The organism is Mycobacterium sp. NPDC051804 (assembly GCF_044452905.1).
Classification (GTDB): domain Bacteria; phylum Actinomycetota; class Actinomycetes; order Mycobacteriales; family Mycobacteriaceae; genus Mycobacterium.
The window spans coordinates 541,179-556,544 of sequence record NZ_JBITCD010000004.1 but is presented as its reverse complement, the minus strand read 5'-3'; the positions used below and the strand labels follow the sequence as shown (position 1 = coordinate 556,544).

The following is a 15,366-nucleotide window of genomic DNA, read 5'->3' as shown; positions in this document are numbered from 1 at the left end:
GGCAGTCTGCCGCACCGACCGCTAGAACGACGTCGGATCGACCATCAAGTGATCGGACACATTGCCGAGCATCTGGATCTCCACCTTGCGCTCGGTGAAATGCCAGCCGTCGGCGTCACGGCCGAAAGTGTCGAAATACCGTCCGACGACGATTGGCTGGATCGGCACGGACTGGGTGTCCTGCACGACGCAGAAGGTGGAGCGTGAAACCGCAGTGTCGCCGTTGAGCTCGACGATGGGGTTGAGCACGAGGTGACGTGTCCGCGGCGTGTTGCCGTGGTCGGGATATCGGCGGGTGGTCGCGGCGAACAATTTGGCGATGTTCTCGGCACCGGAGACGCCCTGTGGCCCAGTGCCTCCGAACGAGGCCTTCGACAGCAGCGCGCCGACGCCGTCGAAGTCGCCCGCATCGATCAATTCCGCGTAGCGGTAAAGCAATTCGACGATGTCCAGCTTGTCGCTCACGCAACCTGTCCCTTCACCACCGGAAGACCCGGATCGCTTGCCGCATCCAGCGGCGACGGCGCCGCACCCGCGGCGATCAGATGAGCCGCGAATGACGCGATCATCGCCCCGTTGTCGGTACACAACCGTGGCCGCGGGATGCGTAGCGTCAGCCCGTTCTCAGCGCAGCGCTGCTCGGCGAGTTCACGCAGCCGCGAATTGGCGGCCACCCCACCGGCAATCAACAGCGTCGAGACGTTCAGCTCTTTCGCCGCCCGCACCGCTTTCAGCGTCAGCACGTCGGCGACCGCTTCCTGGAAACCGGCGGCGACGTCGGCCTGCAAAGCCTCCGGGTGGCTCTCGACGTATCGAGCGACAGCCGTCTTGAGCCCGGAGAAGCTGAACGCAAACCGGTCGTCTCGCGGGCCGGTCATGCCTCGCGGGAAGACAATCGCGTCCCGGTCTCCGGTGCGGGCGAGGTCGTCGAGCACTTTGCCGCCGGGGTACCCGAGGCCCAACAGGCGCGCCACTTTGTCGTACGCCTCCCCCGCGGCGTCGTCGACGGTGCTGCCGAGTTCGACGATCGGTTCGCCCAGCGATCGCACGTGCAGCAGGTTGGTATGGCCGCCCGACACCAACAGGCCCACGCTCTCGGGCAGCGGGCCGTGATCGAAGACGTCGGCGGCCAGGTGGCCACCGAGGTGGTTGACGGCGTAGAACGGCACCTGCCACGCGGCCGAATATGCCTTGGCCGCAGCGACTCCCACCAACAACGCTCCGGCAAGGCCCGGTCCGATGGTTGCCGCAACGATGTCCGGCTTGACGACGCCCGCGGTCCCCAATGCACGGCGCATCGTCGGCCCCAGCGCCTCCAGATGGGCTCGCGACGCGATCTCGGGAACCACGCCGCCGAAGCGGGCATGCTCGTCGACGCTGGAGGCCACCTCGTCGGCCAGCAGCGTCACCGAGCCGTCCGCGCCGAGTTCGGCGATGCCGACGCCGGTTTCGTCGCAGGAGCTCTCGATGGCCAGGATGATCGTCATGATGGGTCTCGCCGCATCGTATAGGCGTCGGCCCCGCTGGCGCGGTAATAGCGCCTGCGCAGGCCGACGTTGACGAAGCCGAAGCTTTCGTAGAGGCTGATCGCCGGCACATTGTCGGTGCGGACCTCAAGGAAAACCACGCTGCCGGAGGCTAATTCGAGGATCTGGCTCACCAGACGCCGACCGATACCCTGACCTTGGTACACCGGATCGACGCCAATGGTGTGGATCTCGTACTCGAAGGGGCGCACTCGGCCCAGGCGCGCGATCCCGGCATAGCCGATCAGCTTCTCCTCGTTACGCGCCGCGACATAGTGGATGTGCTTGGCATTGAGCTCGGCGAGGAACGCGCGCTCTGGCCACGGGTCGTCCCCCTCGAACAATTGGGACTCCAGCTCGGCACATCTTGCGGCATCAGCCGGTTTCAACTTTCCGTAGATGACGGTCATCGGGCCGCCCGTTCGGCCAGTGTCTTGGCATCGGGGCGGCGCAAATACAGCGGCACCAGGGCCGCCGGTGGCGACGTCCAGTCGGCGACCGCACGCACCAGACCCGCCGCGGTCGGATACCGGGGCGGCTGCGCGAGCGCCTCGTCCGCACCGGGCACGTCGGCAGGCGCGGCAACGGCCGGTCCCTCGATGCGCACCCCGTCCCGGTAACGCGCCCAATACACCTCGCGCCTGCGCGCGTCGGTGACCACGAGCAGGTGTCCACCGGCCTCAATGCCGATGGCGTCCAGGCTGCACACCCCATGCACCGGCACGCCCAGTGCATGCCCGTACGCCGCGGCGGTGGCCATTCCGACGCGTAGACCGGTGAACGGTCCGGGCCCGCAGCCCACGACGACCGCCTCGAGATCCTCGAAGCCCACGCCCGCATCGCCGAGCGCTTCAACGGCGTTGGGTGTCAGCTGCTCGGCGTGCGCGCGGGCGTCGATCGTGACCCGTTGCGCCAGCACCTCGATCGCGTCGCCGTCACGGCGCACCACCCCGGCGGTGACCGCAGGCGTGGCGGTGTCGATGGCCAGGATCAGACTGCTCACGGTGCGCTCCACTGCCACATCGCTGTACGCACCTCAGTCTCGGTGCCGCGTTCGAGCCGGATGTCGAGGTGGCTGTCGGATAGCCGTTCGGCCAGTCCTTCACCCCACTCCACGACGACGACCGCATCCTCGAGATCGGTGTCCAGATCAAGCGAGTCGAGTTCGGCGAGCAGGTCGACCGAACTGTCGTCGAGCAGCCGGTACAGGTCGACGTGAATCATCGCCGGGGCGTCGGCCTTGCGCGCACGGTGCACACGGGCCAATACGAACGTCGGTGAGACAACCGGGCCATCGACATCCATTGCCCGCGCAATTCCCTTGGCCAGCACGGTCTTTCCAGCACCGAGTGGGCCGGAGAGCACGACGACGTCGCCTGCGCGCAGCTCCCTTCCCAGCCGCGCGCCGAGAGCGAGCGTGTCCTCGGCCGTCGGCAACTCCGCCGTCCCGGCGGCACGCTCAGCCATTGTGCCGAACCCGGTCCCTGACGCGGCGGGTAAGGGCGACGAGTTTGGAGGGGGTGGCGCGTTCCACGAGCCGGACAAGCGCGTCGTCGATGACCTCGGGCTGTTCGAGTTCAACGAGATGGCCTGCGCCCTCGACGATCACGAGTTCGGACTTGGAGAGGGCATCCGCCATGTCCTGCGAATAGTTCATCGGGGTGAGCAGGTCTTCGTCGCCACACGCGATCAGCGTCGGTACCTTCGCCAGGGTAGCCAGCCCCTCGGTTTCGTCGTGCACTTCGAGGGCGTGCAGAAATTCGACGAGTGTCTCGATCGGAGTGTCGTGCATCATCTTTTCGGAGAATTCGACGACGCTGCGGCTGACCTTCACATCACCGTAGGACGCCGCACGCAGGATCGGCGCAATCACCGACTTGGCGGCACCGCGGGTGCGGTGCACGGTCTTGGGTGCGTACCGGACCGCGAAGCGGACCGCCTCCAGCGCGGGGTTCTTCAGGATCTCCCCCAGGGGGGACCGTGAAACCCCTTCGGCGGCAGACGCAATGAGCGCTGCGCCGACAATTCGTGTGGGATATCGCTGCGGGAACTGCCTGGCGTGCGACAGGACGGTCATACCGCCCATCGAATGGCCGACGAGCACGACGGGCCCACGCGGAGCCATCACGGCCAACACCGTCTCCAGGTCTCTGCCCAGTTGCGCCACGTTGTACGTGTCAGGTGGCGCCTGACCGGACTGGCCGTGTCCACGCTGGTCGTAGAACACCATCCGAACCTGCGAGCCCCACTCTTCGGTCAACCGGGCACGCTGAAAATGAAACGCGCCCATGCGAAGACAGAATCCGTGGGCGAAAACCACCGTCAGTGGGGCGTCGGAATCCCCCACTTCGCGGACAGCCAAGTCGACACCGTCCGGCGTCGTGACGACAACGCTGCGGTCAGCGTCGAGAAGACCGAAATCTTCGAATTCGTAGGGGTCATCGCTGCTGACGCGTCGACGTAGGGACCGCGCGACAGAAACCGCAGTGGCAGAGCCGACCGCGGTTACGCCTGCCGCACCCGCCAGCCAGCGGGCACCCGAATCGCTCAACGTTGCGTTCCCAGGTAGGTCCGGACGACGCGGCCGCGGGGGCTTGTGACGACCTCGTAGTTGATGGTGCCGAGCAGTTCGGCCCAGTCCTGCGCAGTGGGCTCGCAATCGGTGCCGGGGCCGAACAGGATCGCGTCATCGCCCTCGGAGACGTCGCCGTCGACACCCACGTCGACCACGAGTTGGTCCATGCAGACGCGCCCGACGCTGCGGCGCAGCCTGCCGTTGATCAACACGTCGATGCGGCCGCTGAGGTTGCGGAATACACCGTCGGCGTAGCCGATGGGAAGTAGCGCCAGCGTGGTGTCACGTTCTGCGATCCATGTGTGGCCATAGGACACCCCCTCACCAGCCCGCACCGACCGAAGAAGCGCCACAGGGCATTTCAGCGTCATTGCGGGCTTGAGCCCCATGTCGCCACGCTCGGGGATCGGGGTCTGCCCATATACCGCTATACCGGGCCGCACCATGTCGAAGCCGAGGTCCGGCCGCGTCAGAGCCGACGGCGAATTACTCAGGTGGACAACCTCGTAGCGCAGACCCTCGTTGCGGGCCAGGTCGAACATGTCTTTTACCCGTCGCGCCTGAATGTCGTTGAGCGGGTGGTCGGGAACGTCACCGTGCACCAGATGCGACATCAGACCGCGCAACATGAACGCGTCTTCTGCGAGCGCGCGCTTGAGAGCGGTCAGCATCGCCGGGTATTCGTCAGGGCCCACGCCGTTGCGATTCAGGCCGGTGTCGACCTTGACGGTGACCTTCGCGGTACGGCCCGTGCGCTCAGCCGCGTCACGGAGTTCGCCGATCTGGTACAGCGACGACACGGCGATCTGGACGTCGGCTTCGAGCGCGGGTGCGAAATCAGTACCGGGAGGGTGCAACCATGCCAGCACCGGAGCGGTGATGCCGTCACGGCGCAGCCTGAGGGCCTCCTCGATGGTGGCGACGCCCAATTCCGCCGCGCCCGCAGCCAGGGCCGCGCCGCCGGTCTGCGTCGCGCCATGGCCATACCCGTCGGCCTTGACGACGGCCATCACCTGCGCGGAACCCGCGCGTTCGCGCAGCACACCCACGTTGTGTGCCACGGCGTCGAGGTCGATGACCGCCTCGGGCGTCCGCGAGGTGGCGGTTGCCGGCGTTGTTGTGCTGCTCGTCTGCATGGTCATATCACCACGGCCGATTGTCCCAGACAGGCCAAACCATGTGCCCTACGCCTTCGCCACACGCCCAGCAAAGTGTGCCGTGGCGCACATTCAGTGCGCGAAGGGCTCGATCTGATTGAAATGGCCCTGCGGCTTCAGCGCATCGAGGTGTGACAGCACGGTGTTGATGTCATCGTGCAGCGCCCTGGCCAGGTCGGCGGAGAACCCCTCGCGGACCACGATGCGCAACATCGTGATGTCCTCGGCGCCCTCCGGCATGGTGTACGCGGGCACCTGCCAGCCGTAGGAACGCAAGGCGTGCGACACATCGAACTCGGTGTAGCCGAAATCGCCCTTGAGCCGGAAGCTGACCACCGGGATGGCCGAGCCGTCCGCCGCAACCTCGAAATGCTCACTGTCTTTGAGCTGATCGCCGAGCCAGCGTGCGGTCGACGACAGACACTGCATCACCTTGGCGTAGCCGCCGCGGCCGAGACGTAGGAAGTTGTAGTACTGGCCGACCACCTGATTACCGGGCCGGGAGAAGTTCAGCGTGAACGTCGGCATGTCGCCGCCGAGGTAGTTGACCCGGAAGACGAGATCTTCGGGCAGATACTCCGCGCTGCGCCAGACCACGAACCCGATGCCGGGATAGGTCAGCCCGTACTTGTGACCGCTGACGTTGATCGAGACCACGCGCGGCAACCGGAAGTCCCAAATCAGATGGGGGTGCAGGAACGGCACGACGAAGCCGCCGCTGGCCGCGTCGACGTGCACCGGGACATCCACTCCGCCGTCGGCAGCCAGCTTGTCCAGTGCGGCGCAGATCTCACCGATCGGCTCCAGTTCGCCGGTGTAGGTGGTGCCGAGGATGGCCACGACGCCGATGGTGTCCTCATCGATGTTCTCGAGCACCTGCTCGGGGGTGATGGTGTAGCGGTCCTCGGCCATCGGCAGATACCGCGGTTCGACGTCGAAGTATCGGCAGAACTTCTCCCACACCACCTGAACGTTGGCGCCCATCACCAGGTTCGGGGTCCGGCCCTTCCAGTCCTTGCCCGTTTTCTCCCGCCAGCGCCACTTCATCGCCAGGCCTGCGAGCATCACGGCCTCGCTGGAGCCGATGGTGGAGACGCCGACGGCGCTGTTCGGGTCGTCGTCGCGCAGGTCCTCGGCGTGGAACAGGTCGGCCACCATGCAGACGCAGCGCTGCTCGATGGCGGCCGTCGCGGGGTACTCGTCCTTGTCGATCATGTTCTTGTCGAACGTCTCGGCCATCAGGCGTTCGGCCTGGGGGTCCATCCAGGTGGTGACGAAGGTCGCGAGGTTGAGGCGTGAGCTGCCGTCGAGCATGAGCTCGTCGTGGATGAACCGGTATGCGGCATCGGGTTCCATCGCCTCGTCCGGTAACCGCAGCGAGGGGATGGGCGCCATCTCCATGCGGCAGGTGTAAGCCGGGGTGATCTGTCCTCCGCGTGCGTGAGTGTGCTTGTGCGACATGGCAAGTCCTTCCGTTAGAGAGACGCGATGGCGGCCCGGACGTGGGCAAGGATGCGTGATGCTGAGGTCGGTGCCGGGCGTGGCCCGGGGTCGACGGCAGACAGGTTGGCGGCTCGGGCGTGGACGTACGCGGCCGCGGCCGCCGCCTCGGCAGGCTGTAGTCCCGCCGCAAGCAGCGCGCCGACGATGCCGGACAGCACGTCGCCCGAACCCGCTGTCGCCGCCCATGATTGGCCCGCGGAGTTGAGGTACGCCAGGCCACTGGGTTCAGCGATGACGGTGACGTTGCCTTTCAGCAGCACGGTGACACCGAGGCGCTCGGCGAGCTTGCGAGTCGCGCCAACCCGATCTTCACCCGGTGGCGAGCCGGCAAGCCTTTCGAATTCCCCCGCATGAGGCGTCAACACTGTCGGCGCGGCGCGGTCGACCACCAGGTCCGGATGGGCAGCGAGGATGGTCAGCCCATCGGCGTCGACGATCACAGGCAGGTCGGACTCCAGTGCGAACCACAGCGCCGCCGCACCGGTTTCGTCGGTTCCCAGACCAGGCCCCACCACCCACGCCTGCACGCGTCCGGTGGCGGAGACGTTCGGGGTGGCGATGACTTCCGGCCACTGTGAAAGGACCTGCTGCGCAGCGCTTCCCGCGTACCGCACCATGCCCGACGTCGCGGCGACCGCCGCCCCGGCGCACAGGACGGCCGCACCCGGGTAGGTGGCCGAACCCGCGAGAACACCGGTCACGCCTTGGGTATACTTATCGTCCTTCGGTCCGGGAATGGGCCAAAGCGCGGCGGCATCAGCGGCCTCCAGTCCGAGTAGGTCGGATGCCGGCAGGTCCAGCCCGATGTCGACCAGCTCGACCCGGCCGCAATCGCCAAGAGCATGAACCGGTTTGAACCCGCCGAAAGTCACGGTCGACGCGGCGTGCACATGCGGGCCCTCCGCGGCACCCGTGTGCACGTCGATACCACTCGGGATGTCGACAGCGACCACGGGTACGGTCACGCCTTCGAACACGCCGGCCGCATTCGTCCGCAGCGGCCCGGAGCCCGAGATCCCGACGACGCCGTCGATCACCAGATCGGTTGCTGCCGGAACGGTTTCGACGACCCGTCCACCGGCCTTGCGGAACGCCGCCAGCGCCTTGCCGTGCGTGCGTTCCGGATTGAGGAGGACCGCGGCGGCCGACGCCCCGCGACGACGCAGGAAGGTTGCCGCCCAAAGCGCGTCGCCACCGTTGTCGCCGGAGCCGACGACCGCGCAGACGAGGCGGCCGGCGATGCCGCCGGTGAGCAGGGTGAGTTCACGCGCGATCGAGGTGGCCAGGCCATGGGCGGCGCGGCGCATCAAGGCACCGTCAGGGAGGCTCGCCAACAGCGGCGCTTCTGCCTCACGAATTTGGTCGGCGGTGTAGTAGTGCCGCATCGCCGCCCACGTTACGTGCCCAACCGGGCCATCCGTCGCGGTTTCAGGTCCCTGGCTAGCTCCGGCGACGCGCCACGCGGCCGATTGTCGACGCCGCCTGCCGCAGGCGGTCCGGCGTATGCGCCGCGTAGCCGATAACCAGCCCCGGCGGTCCGGACCGCCGACAGTGCCACGACAGCGGATGCACCAGAACGCCGGCATCACGCAGCTCGTCGGCCACCGCCGCGTCGTCGACCTCGGGGTCTGGCAGCGTGACGAGCACATGCAATCCGGCGGCAACTCCCGTCACCCCGGCGCCCGGTATCGCTGCGACGAGCGACTCCACGAAAGCATCGCGGCGGGCCCGATGTCTGACTCGAACCAACCGGGTATGCCGGTCGTACTCCCCGCTTTCCAGCAGCCGGGCCAGCACCAGCTGCGGCACAGTCGGGCTGCCCAGATCGCTTGCGTGTTTTGCCGCGACCAAGTCTTCGTAGCGATTGCGCGGTGGGATCAGCCAGCCCAACCGCAACGCGGGGGCCAGTGTTTTCGATGTGCTTCCGGCGAAGGCGATACGGTCCGGTGCGGCGGCTTGTAAGGCGGGAACCGGTGCGCGGTCGTAGCGGTATTCAGCGTCGTAGTCGTCCTCGATGATCAGTTCGGCATCGACCGCCCAGCCGAGTAGCTCGCGGCGCCGACGTGGTGCCAGCACCACGCCCGTCGGAAACTGGTGCGCCGGCGTGAGGAAGGCGGCGCGAGCGTCCGTGTCCGCCAACGCGTCGACGCGAATTCCGTCTTCGTCGACCGGAACGGGGATGGTCTCGAGTCCCCAGTACTCCAACTCGTCTACGGCGCCGCGTGATCCGGGATCCTCCACCGCGACCGAGTCGTAGCCGTCACGGCGCAGTTGTTGCGCCAGCAGTGCCATTGCCTGGGCCACACCCGAGACGACGATGATGTCGTCGGGTCCGGCCCGCAGCCCGCGGGTGCGGGCGAGCCAGGGCGCGAGAGCCGCACGCAACCGCGGGTGCCCGCGCGGATCGCCATAGCCGAGTTCCTCGGGCGGAGTCTCGGTCAGCACCGCACGCTCCGTGCGAAGCCATAGGTTCCGGGGGAAAGCCGACAGATCGGGCACGCCCGGTGACAGGTCGAAGCCCTCACCGATGGGCAGTCGGGGACGCGGCAGGCGTGGCGGTCCGCCGGCCGGCATGGCGGACTGACGAGGTGACCGCGGCACCTGGGCGGGCCGGTGCAGCACCGTCGTCCCGCCACCACCGCGCCCACCGACCAGACCCTCGTCGGTCAGCCGCCGGTACGCCTCGACGACGACTCCTCGGGACACCGCGAGATCGGCGGCCAGGGCACGGCTGGCGGGCAACCGGGCTCCCGGCCCGAGCCGACCGTCGTCGATGGCGGCGCGCAACTCACCCACCAGCCAGTCCGTCAGGCCGCGGGCCGGGGCGGACGTGGCGTCGAGGAGGAGGAAGTCCGCACCGCGTCCGTCTTGGTCCACTAACTTCGGCCTTCTTTGGTCCTATTTATCGGACCATATTGTGGCAACGATGGGCGTATGTCCAGCACCTCCCGCGCCGGCATCTCGGGCGCGCTCGGAATGACCTTCGTCGGCGGCAGCGTCGCTGTATCCGGCATGCTCGCCGACGCGCCGCTGCACACCGCGCAGGCACTGCGCTACGCCGCCGCGTGCGCACTGCTCGTCGTATGGACCCGCATGACGGGACGCACATTGCACCGGCCGCGCAGCACAGAGTGGCTCTGGCTCGTCGGCGTCGCCATCAGCGGGCTGGTCGTGTTCAACGTCGCCTTGGTGCACGGGTCGCGTCACGCTGAGCCGGCAGTGCTCGCGGTCGGAGTCGCCTGCGTACCGGTGGCGCTGGCCGCGATCGGACCTCTACTCGAGGGGCGCAGCCCGCGGGCCCGGGTGCTGGCGGCCGCGGTCGTGGTCAGTGCGGGCGCGGTCGTGGTCGAGGGTTTCGGCCGGGCAGATGCGGTGGGGCTGGCCTGGGCGGTGACGGTCTTCGTGTGCGAAGCCGGATTCACGTTGCTCGCCATACCCGTGCTGGGCAGGCTCGGGGCGGTGGGCGTGTCGGTGCACACGACGTGGATCGCCGCGGTGATGTTCGCCGTCCTCGCCCTTCGTATCGAAGGCATCTCGGCGGCAACCACTTTCGATGCCGGCGACTTCCTCGCGATCGGATATCTCGCCGTGGGGGTGACGGCGCTGGCGTTCATCCTCTGGTACTCGTGTGTGCACTCGCTCGGTACAGGGCGCGCCGGCCTGCTGACCGGTATGGCGCCGATTGCCGCCGCGGCGATCGGGGTACCGGTCACCGGGACACTCCCGGATCCCGCAGTGTGGGCGGGCGTCGCGTTGATCGCCGCCGGGCTAGGCGTCGGCCTCAGCCCAGAAGGCCGCAGCCGTCTCGGCGATCTTTTCGGGATACTCGCCGTTGATCGCGTGCGACGCTTCAGGCCACAATTCGACCTGGCTGCGCGGCAACAGTTTCCGCGCGGTGGCGGCGGCACGCTCGGCGTCGTGGATCACGCTGCGGCCCGCGATGAATGCCAGGACCGGGATATCGAGCGACCGCAGTTGCTCGGCGGTGAACAGTGTCGGCGCAGGCTGGCGCAACGCGAAATCTCTGGTTCCCGAAGCGATCAGAGCCGCCACCGGAACGGAATCGTCGACCTCGGTCCCGCCGGCGATCCACTTCAGCACCCCGCGCCGCAGCGCCTCGGGCACGGCGGCGGGTAAGACCATCGGAATAATCATCAGCATTGTCCGGATCGGGATCGGCGCGAACGTCATCACCGGGTCGAGCAGCGTGAGCGACGTCACCCGGCCCGGCCTGCGGAGCGCGTAGTTGGTGGCTGACCACCCTCCGAAGGACACCCCCATCAAGTGCGGCGCCGTCAATTCCAGCCCTGCCAGCATCTCGTCGAACCATTGCGCTTGGTCTTCGGCACCGCCGATTTCGCGCTTCTGCACTGACAGGCCCGGCTCACCCAGGAGATCGACGACGAAGACGGTGCGGTGGGCCAGCAGACCGGGAAGGTTGGCTCCCCACATCGGGGTGGACGCGTTGCGGCCTGGCAGCAGCACAACCGGTCGCCCCTCGGGACCTGGGAACCGGTACACCCGGACAGTGCCGAAACTGGTTGTGATGTCGAACATCTGGTCGTACGGAGGAAGGTCGGTCAGGCACTGCTCATAGGTCGCGAGGAAGTGTGCACGGGCCGCATCGCTGCGGAAGTGCCCAACCCTGGCGGTCGGCACTACTCGACGGTGACGGACTTGGCCAGGTTGCGTGGCTTGTCGACGTCGTAACCACGGGCCTGCGCCACACCCGCGGCGAACACCTGCAGTGGAATGGTCGACAGTAGCGGCTGGAAAAGCGTTGACACCGCAGGGATCTCGATCAGATGGTCGGCATACGACCCGACGGTCTCGTCGCCCTCTTCTGCGATGACGATCGTGACCGCTCCGCGGGCCTGGATCTCCCTGATGTTGGAGAGGAGCTTGGCGTGCAGCGTCGGCGAGTTCTTTGGCGACGGCATCACCACGATGACCGGCAGGTCGTCTTCGATCAGCGCGATCGGGCCGTGCTTGAGCTCGCCGGCGGCGAAGCCTTCGGCGTGCATATACGCCAATTCCTTGAGTTTGAGGGCACCCTCGAGTGCCACCGGGTAGCCGACGTGGCGGCCCAGGAACAACACCGTCTGCGACTCGGCGAAGCGCCGCGCCAGCTCGAATACCGGCTCGACGCTGTCGAGCACGCGCGCGACGAGATCGGGCATGGCCTCGAGGTCGCGGAATTCCCGTTCGACCTCTTCGGGGTACTTTGTGCCACGAGCCTGCGCAAGCGCCAGTCCGACAAGGTAATTGGCGGTGATCTGAGCGAGGAACGTCTTGGTCGACGCCACGCCGATCTCGGGCCCCGCGCGGGTATAGAGGACCGCGTCGCACTCCCGAGGGATCTGTGAGCCGTTTGTGTTGCAGATGGCCAGCACCTTGGCCTTCTGCTCCTTGGCGTGCCGAACCGCTTCCAGCGTGTCGGCCGTCTCGCCGGACTGCGAGATCGCCACTACCAGCGTGTGACGGTCGAGAACCGAATCGCGGTAACGGAATTCACTCGCCAACTCGACCTCAACAGGCAGCCGGGTCCAGTGTTCGATCGCATACTTGGCCAATAGTCCGGAGTGGTATGCGGTACCGCAGGCGACGATGAACACCTTGTCGATCTCGCGCAACTCCTGATCGGACAGACGCTGTTCGTCGAGCACGACGCGGCTGTCGGCGAAGTGGCCGAGCAGCGTATCGGAGACCGCGGTCGGTTGTTCGGCGATCTCCTTGAGCATGAAGTACTCGTAACCGCCCTTTTCGGCGGCCGAGATGTCCCAGTCGATGTGGAATTCCCGAGCGTTCGCGGAGTCGTCGTCGCCGTTGAAGTCGGTGATGCGGTACCCGTCGGCAGTGACGACGACTGCCTGGTCCTGGCCCAGTTCGACGGCATCGCGGGTGTATTCGATGAATGCCGCGACATCCGAACCGATGAACATCTCGCCGTCGCCGACACCCACTACCAACGGCGTTGAACGCCGGGCCGCGACGATCGTGCCTGGAACGTCGGCGTTGGCGAACACCAGAGTGAAGTGGCCCTCGAGCCGGCGCAGGACGGAAAGCACGGCGGCCGGGAAGTCGCCTGCGTTCTCACCTTCGCGGTACTCGCGGGCGACCAGGTGGACGGCGACCTCGGTGTCGGTGTCGCTGGCGAACTCGACACCCGCGGCCTCCAGTTCGGCGCGCATGACGGCGTAGTTCTCGATGATACCGTTGTGGACGACCGCGATCTTTTCGGCGGTGTCACGATGCGGGTGGGCGTTGCGATCGGTGGGCCTGCCGTGGGTGGCCCAGCGGGTGTGGCCGAGGCCGGTGCTGCCGGCCAGGGCGCCTGCTTCGGATTCGGCGAGCGCGGCCTCGAGGTTGGCGAGCCGCCCCGCACGACGGCGCACAGTGAGACCGCCTTTGCCGTCGAGCAGCGCAACACCCGACGAGTCGTATCCCCGGTACTCCATCCTCCGCAACGCGTCGACGACAATGTCGCAGGCAGGACGCTGCCCGACATAGCCGACGATTCCGCACATAGCCTTTCAGGGTAGTGCAAGAGCGACAGTGAACCACCTGCGCTACGGTCGTCTGGTGGCGCGGACAGCGAAGCTCTTCAATGCGTTGAAGCGTCGCGGCCCACATCGCGTTTTGCGCGGTGACCTGGCATTTGCCGGACTGCGCGGCGTCGTCTTCACCCCGGAGTCGGGGATGAACCTCGCCGGTGTCGCTTTCGGTCACGATTGGCTCGCAAGTGACGACCGTTACCACGGAACGCTCGAACATCTGGCGTCCTGGGGCATTGTCGCCGCGGCGCCGGCCACCGAGACCAGCCTGGCGCCGTCGGTGCTCAATCTCTCTTACGACCTGGGCACGACGCTCGACATCATCGCCGGCGTCCGGTTGGGGCCGGGAAAGATCAGCGTGCACCCCACGAAGCTCGGAGTGGCCGGGCACGGGTTCGGCGGGTCTGCGGCGGTGTTCGCGGCGGCGGGAATGCCAAGCCGGCTGAAGGCCGTCGTGGCGGCGTTCCCGACAATCACCAAGCCTCGCGCCGAAGAGCCGGCGTCGACACTGAAGGTTCCTGGCCTGATCCTCTCCGATCCCGGTGACCCGATGTCGTTGCGTTCGAATGCTGTTGAGCTCGCACGGGTATGGCAGAGCGGCACATTGCGCGCGGTGAGCAAGGTGAAGGCCGGTGGGCTCGTCGAGGGACGCCGGCTGGCGAAGATCGTAGGACTGCCGGGTGCCAATCGCGGCACGCAGAAGATCGTGCGTGCGCTGATGACCGGATACTTCCTGCACATGCTCACCGGCGACAAGGCCTATCGCGACTTCGCCGACCCCGAGATCGCGCTGCCCAGGGCCACGACGATGGACCCGTTCGCTGACAATCCGGTGGAACTCGAGAACAAAGTCATCGCACTCTTGAAGCCCTGAGCGTGGCCAACCAACCGGTTGGGTGTATAACTCTCACATGTCCTCGATGCGCACCGGGATTTTCCTCAACTACGCGGGCGGCTTCCTGGAGGCCGTCGACCAGATCGTCGAACTCGAGAAGGTCGGGGTCGACGTCGCGTTCGTGGCCGAGGCCTACTCCTACGACGCGATCAGCCAGCTCGGCTTCCTGGCAGCCAAGACATCGCGTATGGAACTGGCCACGGGCGTCGTCCCGATCTACATCCGCACGCCAACGCTGCTTGCGATGACGGCCGCCGGGCTGGACTACGTGTCCGACGGTCGGTTTCGGTTGGGCATTGGCACGTCCGGCCCCCAGGTGATGGAGGGCTTTCACGGCGTGCCCTTCGACGCGCCGCTGGGCCGCACCCGCGAAGTCATCGACATCTGCAGACAGGTCTGGCGCCGCGAACGGGTGACCCACGACGGCAAGTACTACCAGATTCCATTGCCCGCCGATCGGGGCACCGGCCTTGGCAAGCCTTTGCAGTTGATCAATCACCCTGTGCGCGATCGTATTCCGATCAACATCGCGGCGCTCGGCCCGAAGAACGTCGAACTCACGGCCGAGATCGCCGAAGGCTGGCAGCCAGTGTTCTTCCTTCCGGAGAAATCCGACGATGTGTGGGGCGACGCCCTGCGCGCAGGTTTCGCGAAGCGCGATCCTGCGCTGGGCCCGCTGGATGTCACAGTCAGCGCGCCCCTGGCGATCGGCGACGACGTCGACGACCGACTGGCATGGACGAAACCGCAACTGGCGCTGTACATCGGCGGCATGGGCGCACGCGGCAAGAACTTCTACCACAACCTGGCGACGCGCTACGGCTACGGCGACGTTGCCAACGACATCCAGGATCTGTACCTCGCGGGCAAGAAGTCCGAAGCCATCGCGGCAGTCCCCGACGAGTTGGTGCGGGCCGTATCCCTGGTGGGCCCGCGTGGTTACGTCAAGGAGCGGCTCGCCGCATTCGCCGAGGCGGGGACCACCACGCTGCTGCTGCAGCCGCTGTCGGGTGATCGCGCCGAAACGTTGCGATACGTCGAGGAACTGCACGCCCTGCTGCCGTGAGCGATTACCGGGATTCGCGGCACTAGTTGTAGACTGGGTGCAGCGACATCGTCTGTTCTGCCTTTTGTCGCTTCTCGATCGTCATACCGA

General features: G+C 66.9%; 14 protein-coding genes and 1 pseudogene. 3 read left to right on the top strand and 12 right to left on the bottom strand.

Features of this window, described 5'->3' with window-relative positions; genetic code table 11:
- Positions 1-21 precede the first annotated feature (21 nt).
- From ACIA48_RS18160 to ACIA48_RS18115, 10 genes are all read right to left on the bottom strand, one after another.
- Positions 22-465: a nuclear transport factor 2 family protein gene (locus ACIA48_RS18160; RefSeq protein WP_396734302.1), complete on the bottom strand. Its 444-nt coding sequence runs from the start codon at positions 463-465 to the stop codon at positions 22-24.
- The gene (gene tsaD / locus ACIA48_RS18155; RefSeq protein ID WP_396734300.1) at positions 462-1,487 is read right to left on the bottom strand and encodes a tRNA (adenosine(37)-N6)-threonylcarbamoyltransferase complex transferase subunit TsaD; all 1,026 of its coding nucleotides are present in this window, start codon (positions 1,485-1,487) and stop codon (positions 462-464) included. Before tsaD ends, ACIA48_RS18160 begins: the two co-directional genes overlap by 4 nt.
- Complete coding sequence (rimI, locus tag ACIA48_RS18150; protein WP_396734298.1) at positions 1,484-1,936, bottom strand: ribosomal protein S18-alanine N-acetyltransferase; 453 nt, start codon at positions 1,934-1,936, stop codon at positions 1,484-1,486. The genes tsaD and rimI overlap by 4 nt, the downstream gene beginning before the upstream one ends.
- Complete coding sequence (gene tsaB, locus ACIA48_RS18145) at positions 1,933-2,529, bottom strand: tRNA (adenosine(37)-N6)-threonylcarbamoyltransferase complex dimerization subunit type 1 TsaB (RefSeq protein WP_396734295.1); 597 nt, start codon at positions 2,527-2,529, stop codon at positions 1,933-1,935. Before tsaB ends, rimI begins: the two co-directional genes overlap by 4 nt.
- A complete protein-coding gene (gene tsaE, locus ACIA48_RS18140; protein WP_396734292.1) occupies positions 2,526-2,993 on the bottom strand; it encodes a tRNA (adenosine(37)-N6)-threonylcarbamoyltransferase complex ATPase subunit type 1 TsaE in 468 nt (155 codons plus the stop codon). The genes tsaB and tsaE overlap by 4 nt, the downstream gene beginning before the upstream one ends.
- Positions 2,986-4,077, bottom strand: a complete 1,092-nt coding sequence (locus ACIA48_RS18135) for an alpha/beta fold hydrolase (RefSeq protein WP_396734289.1) — start codon at positions 4,075-4,077, stop codon at positions 2,986-2,988. The genes tsaE and ACIA48_RS18135 overlap by 8 nt, the downstream gene beginning before the upstream one ends.
- Entirely contained in the window at positions 4,074-5,243 is a 1,170-nt protein-coding gene (gene alr, locus ACIA48_RS18130; protein ID WP_396734286.1) for an alanine racemase, read from the bottom strand. Before alr ends, ACIA48_RS18135 begins: the two co-directional genes overlap by 4 nt.
- A gap of 87 nt (positions 5,244-5,330) precedes the next feature.
- A complete protein-coding gene (locus tag ACIA48_RS18125) occupies positions 5,331-6,719 on the bottom strand; it encodes a glutamate decarboxylase (protein ID WP_396734283.1) in 1,389 nt (462 codons plus the stop codon).
- A gap of 14 nt (positions 6,720-6,733) precedes the next feature.
- Positions 6,734-8,146: an NAD(P)H-hydrate dehydratase gene (locus ACIA48_RS18120; RefSeq protein WP_396734280.1), complete on the bottom strand. Its 1,413-nt coding sequence runs from the start codon at positions 8,144-8,146 to the stop codon at positions 6,734-6,736.
- Between the two features lie 55 nt (positions 8,147-8,201).
- Positions 8,202-9,638, bottom strand: a complete 1,437-nt coding sequence (locus ACIA48_RS18115; RefSeq protein WP_396734277.1) for a PLP-dependent aminotransferase family protein — start codon at positions 9,636-9,638, stop codon at positions 8,202-8,204.
- A gap of 57 nt (positions 9,639-9,695) precedes the next feature.
- Here ACIA48_RS18115 and ACIA48_RS18110 point away from each other — a divergent pair, with 57 nt between their 5' ends.
- A complete protein-coding gene (locus tag ACIA48_RS18110) occupies positions 9,696-10,898 on the top strand; it encodes a DMT family transporter (protein WP_396734275.1) in 1,203 nt (400 codons plus the stop codon).
- 51 nt (positions 10,899-10,949) lie between these two features.
- Here the strand turns inward: ACIA48_RS18110 and ACIA48_RS18105 are convergent.
- Together ACIA48_RS18105 and glmS are read right to left on the bottom strand one after the other, a co-directional pair.
- Positions 10,950-11,318: pseudogene (locus ACIA48_RS18105) on the bottom strand (alpha/beta fold hydrolase); the annotation flags it as partial.
- 101 nt (positions 11,319-11,419) lie between these two features.
- Positions 11,420-13,288 (bottom strand): glutamine--fructose-6-phosphate transaminase (isomerizing), encoded by a 1,869-nt coding sequence (gene glmS, locus ACIA48_RS18100; RefSeq protein WP_396734272.1) that lies wholly within the window; start codon positions 13,286-13,288, stop codon positions 11,420-11,422.
- 55 nt (positions 13,289-13,343) lie between these two features.
- On the opposite strand from glmS, the gene ACIA48_RS18095 reads away from it, so the two are divergent.
- A complete protein-coding gene (locus ACIA48_RS18095) occupies positions 13,344-14,189 on the top strand; it encodes a dienelactone hydrolase family protein (protein WP_396734269.1) in 846 nt (281 codons plus the stop codon).
- A 46-nt stretch (positions 14,190-14,235) separates the two neighbouring features.
- The gene (locus tag ACIA48_RS18090) at positions 14,236-15,276 is read left to right on the top strand and encodes an LLM class F420-dependent oxidoreductase (protein WP_396735063.1); all 1,041 of its coding nucleotides are present in this window, start codon (positions 14,236-14,238) and stop codon (positions 15,274-15,276) included.
- Positions 15,277-15,366 lie beyond the last annotated feature (90 nt).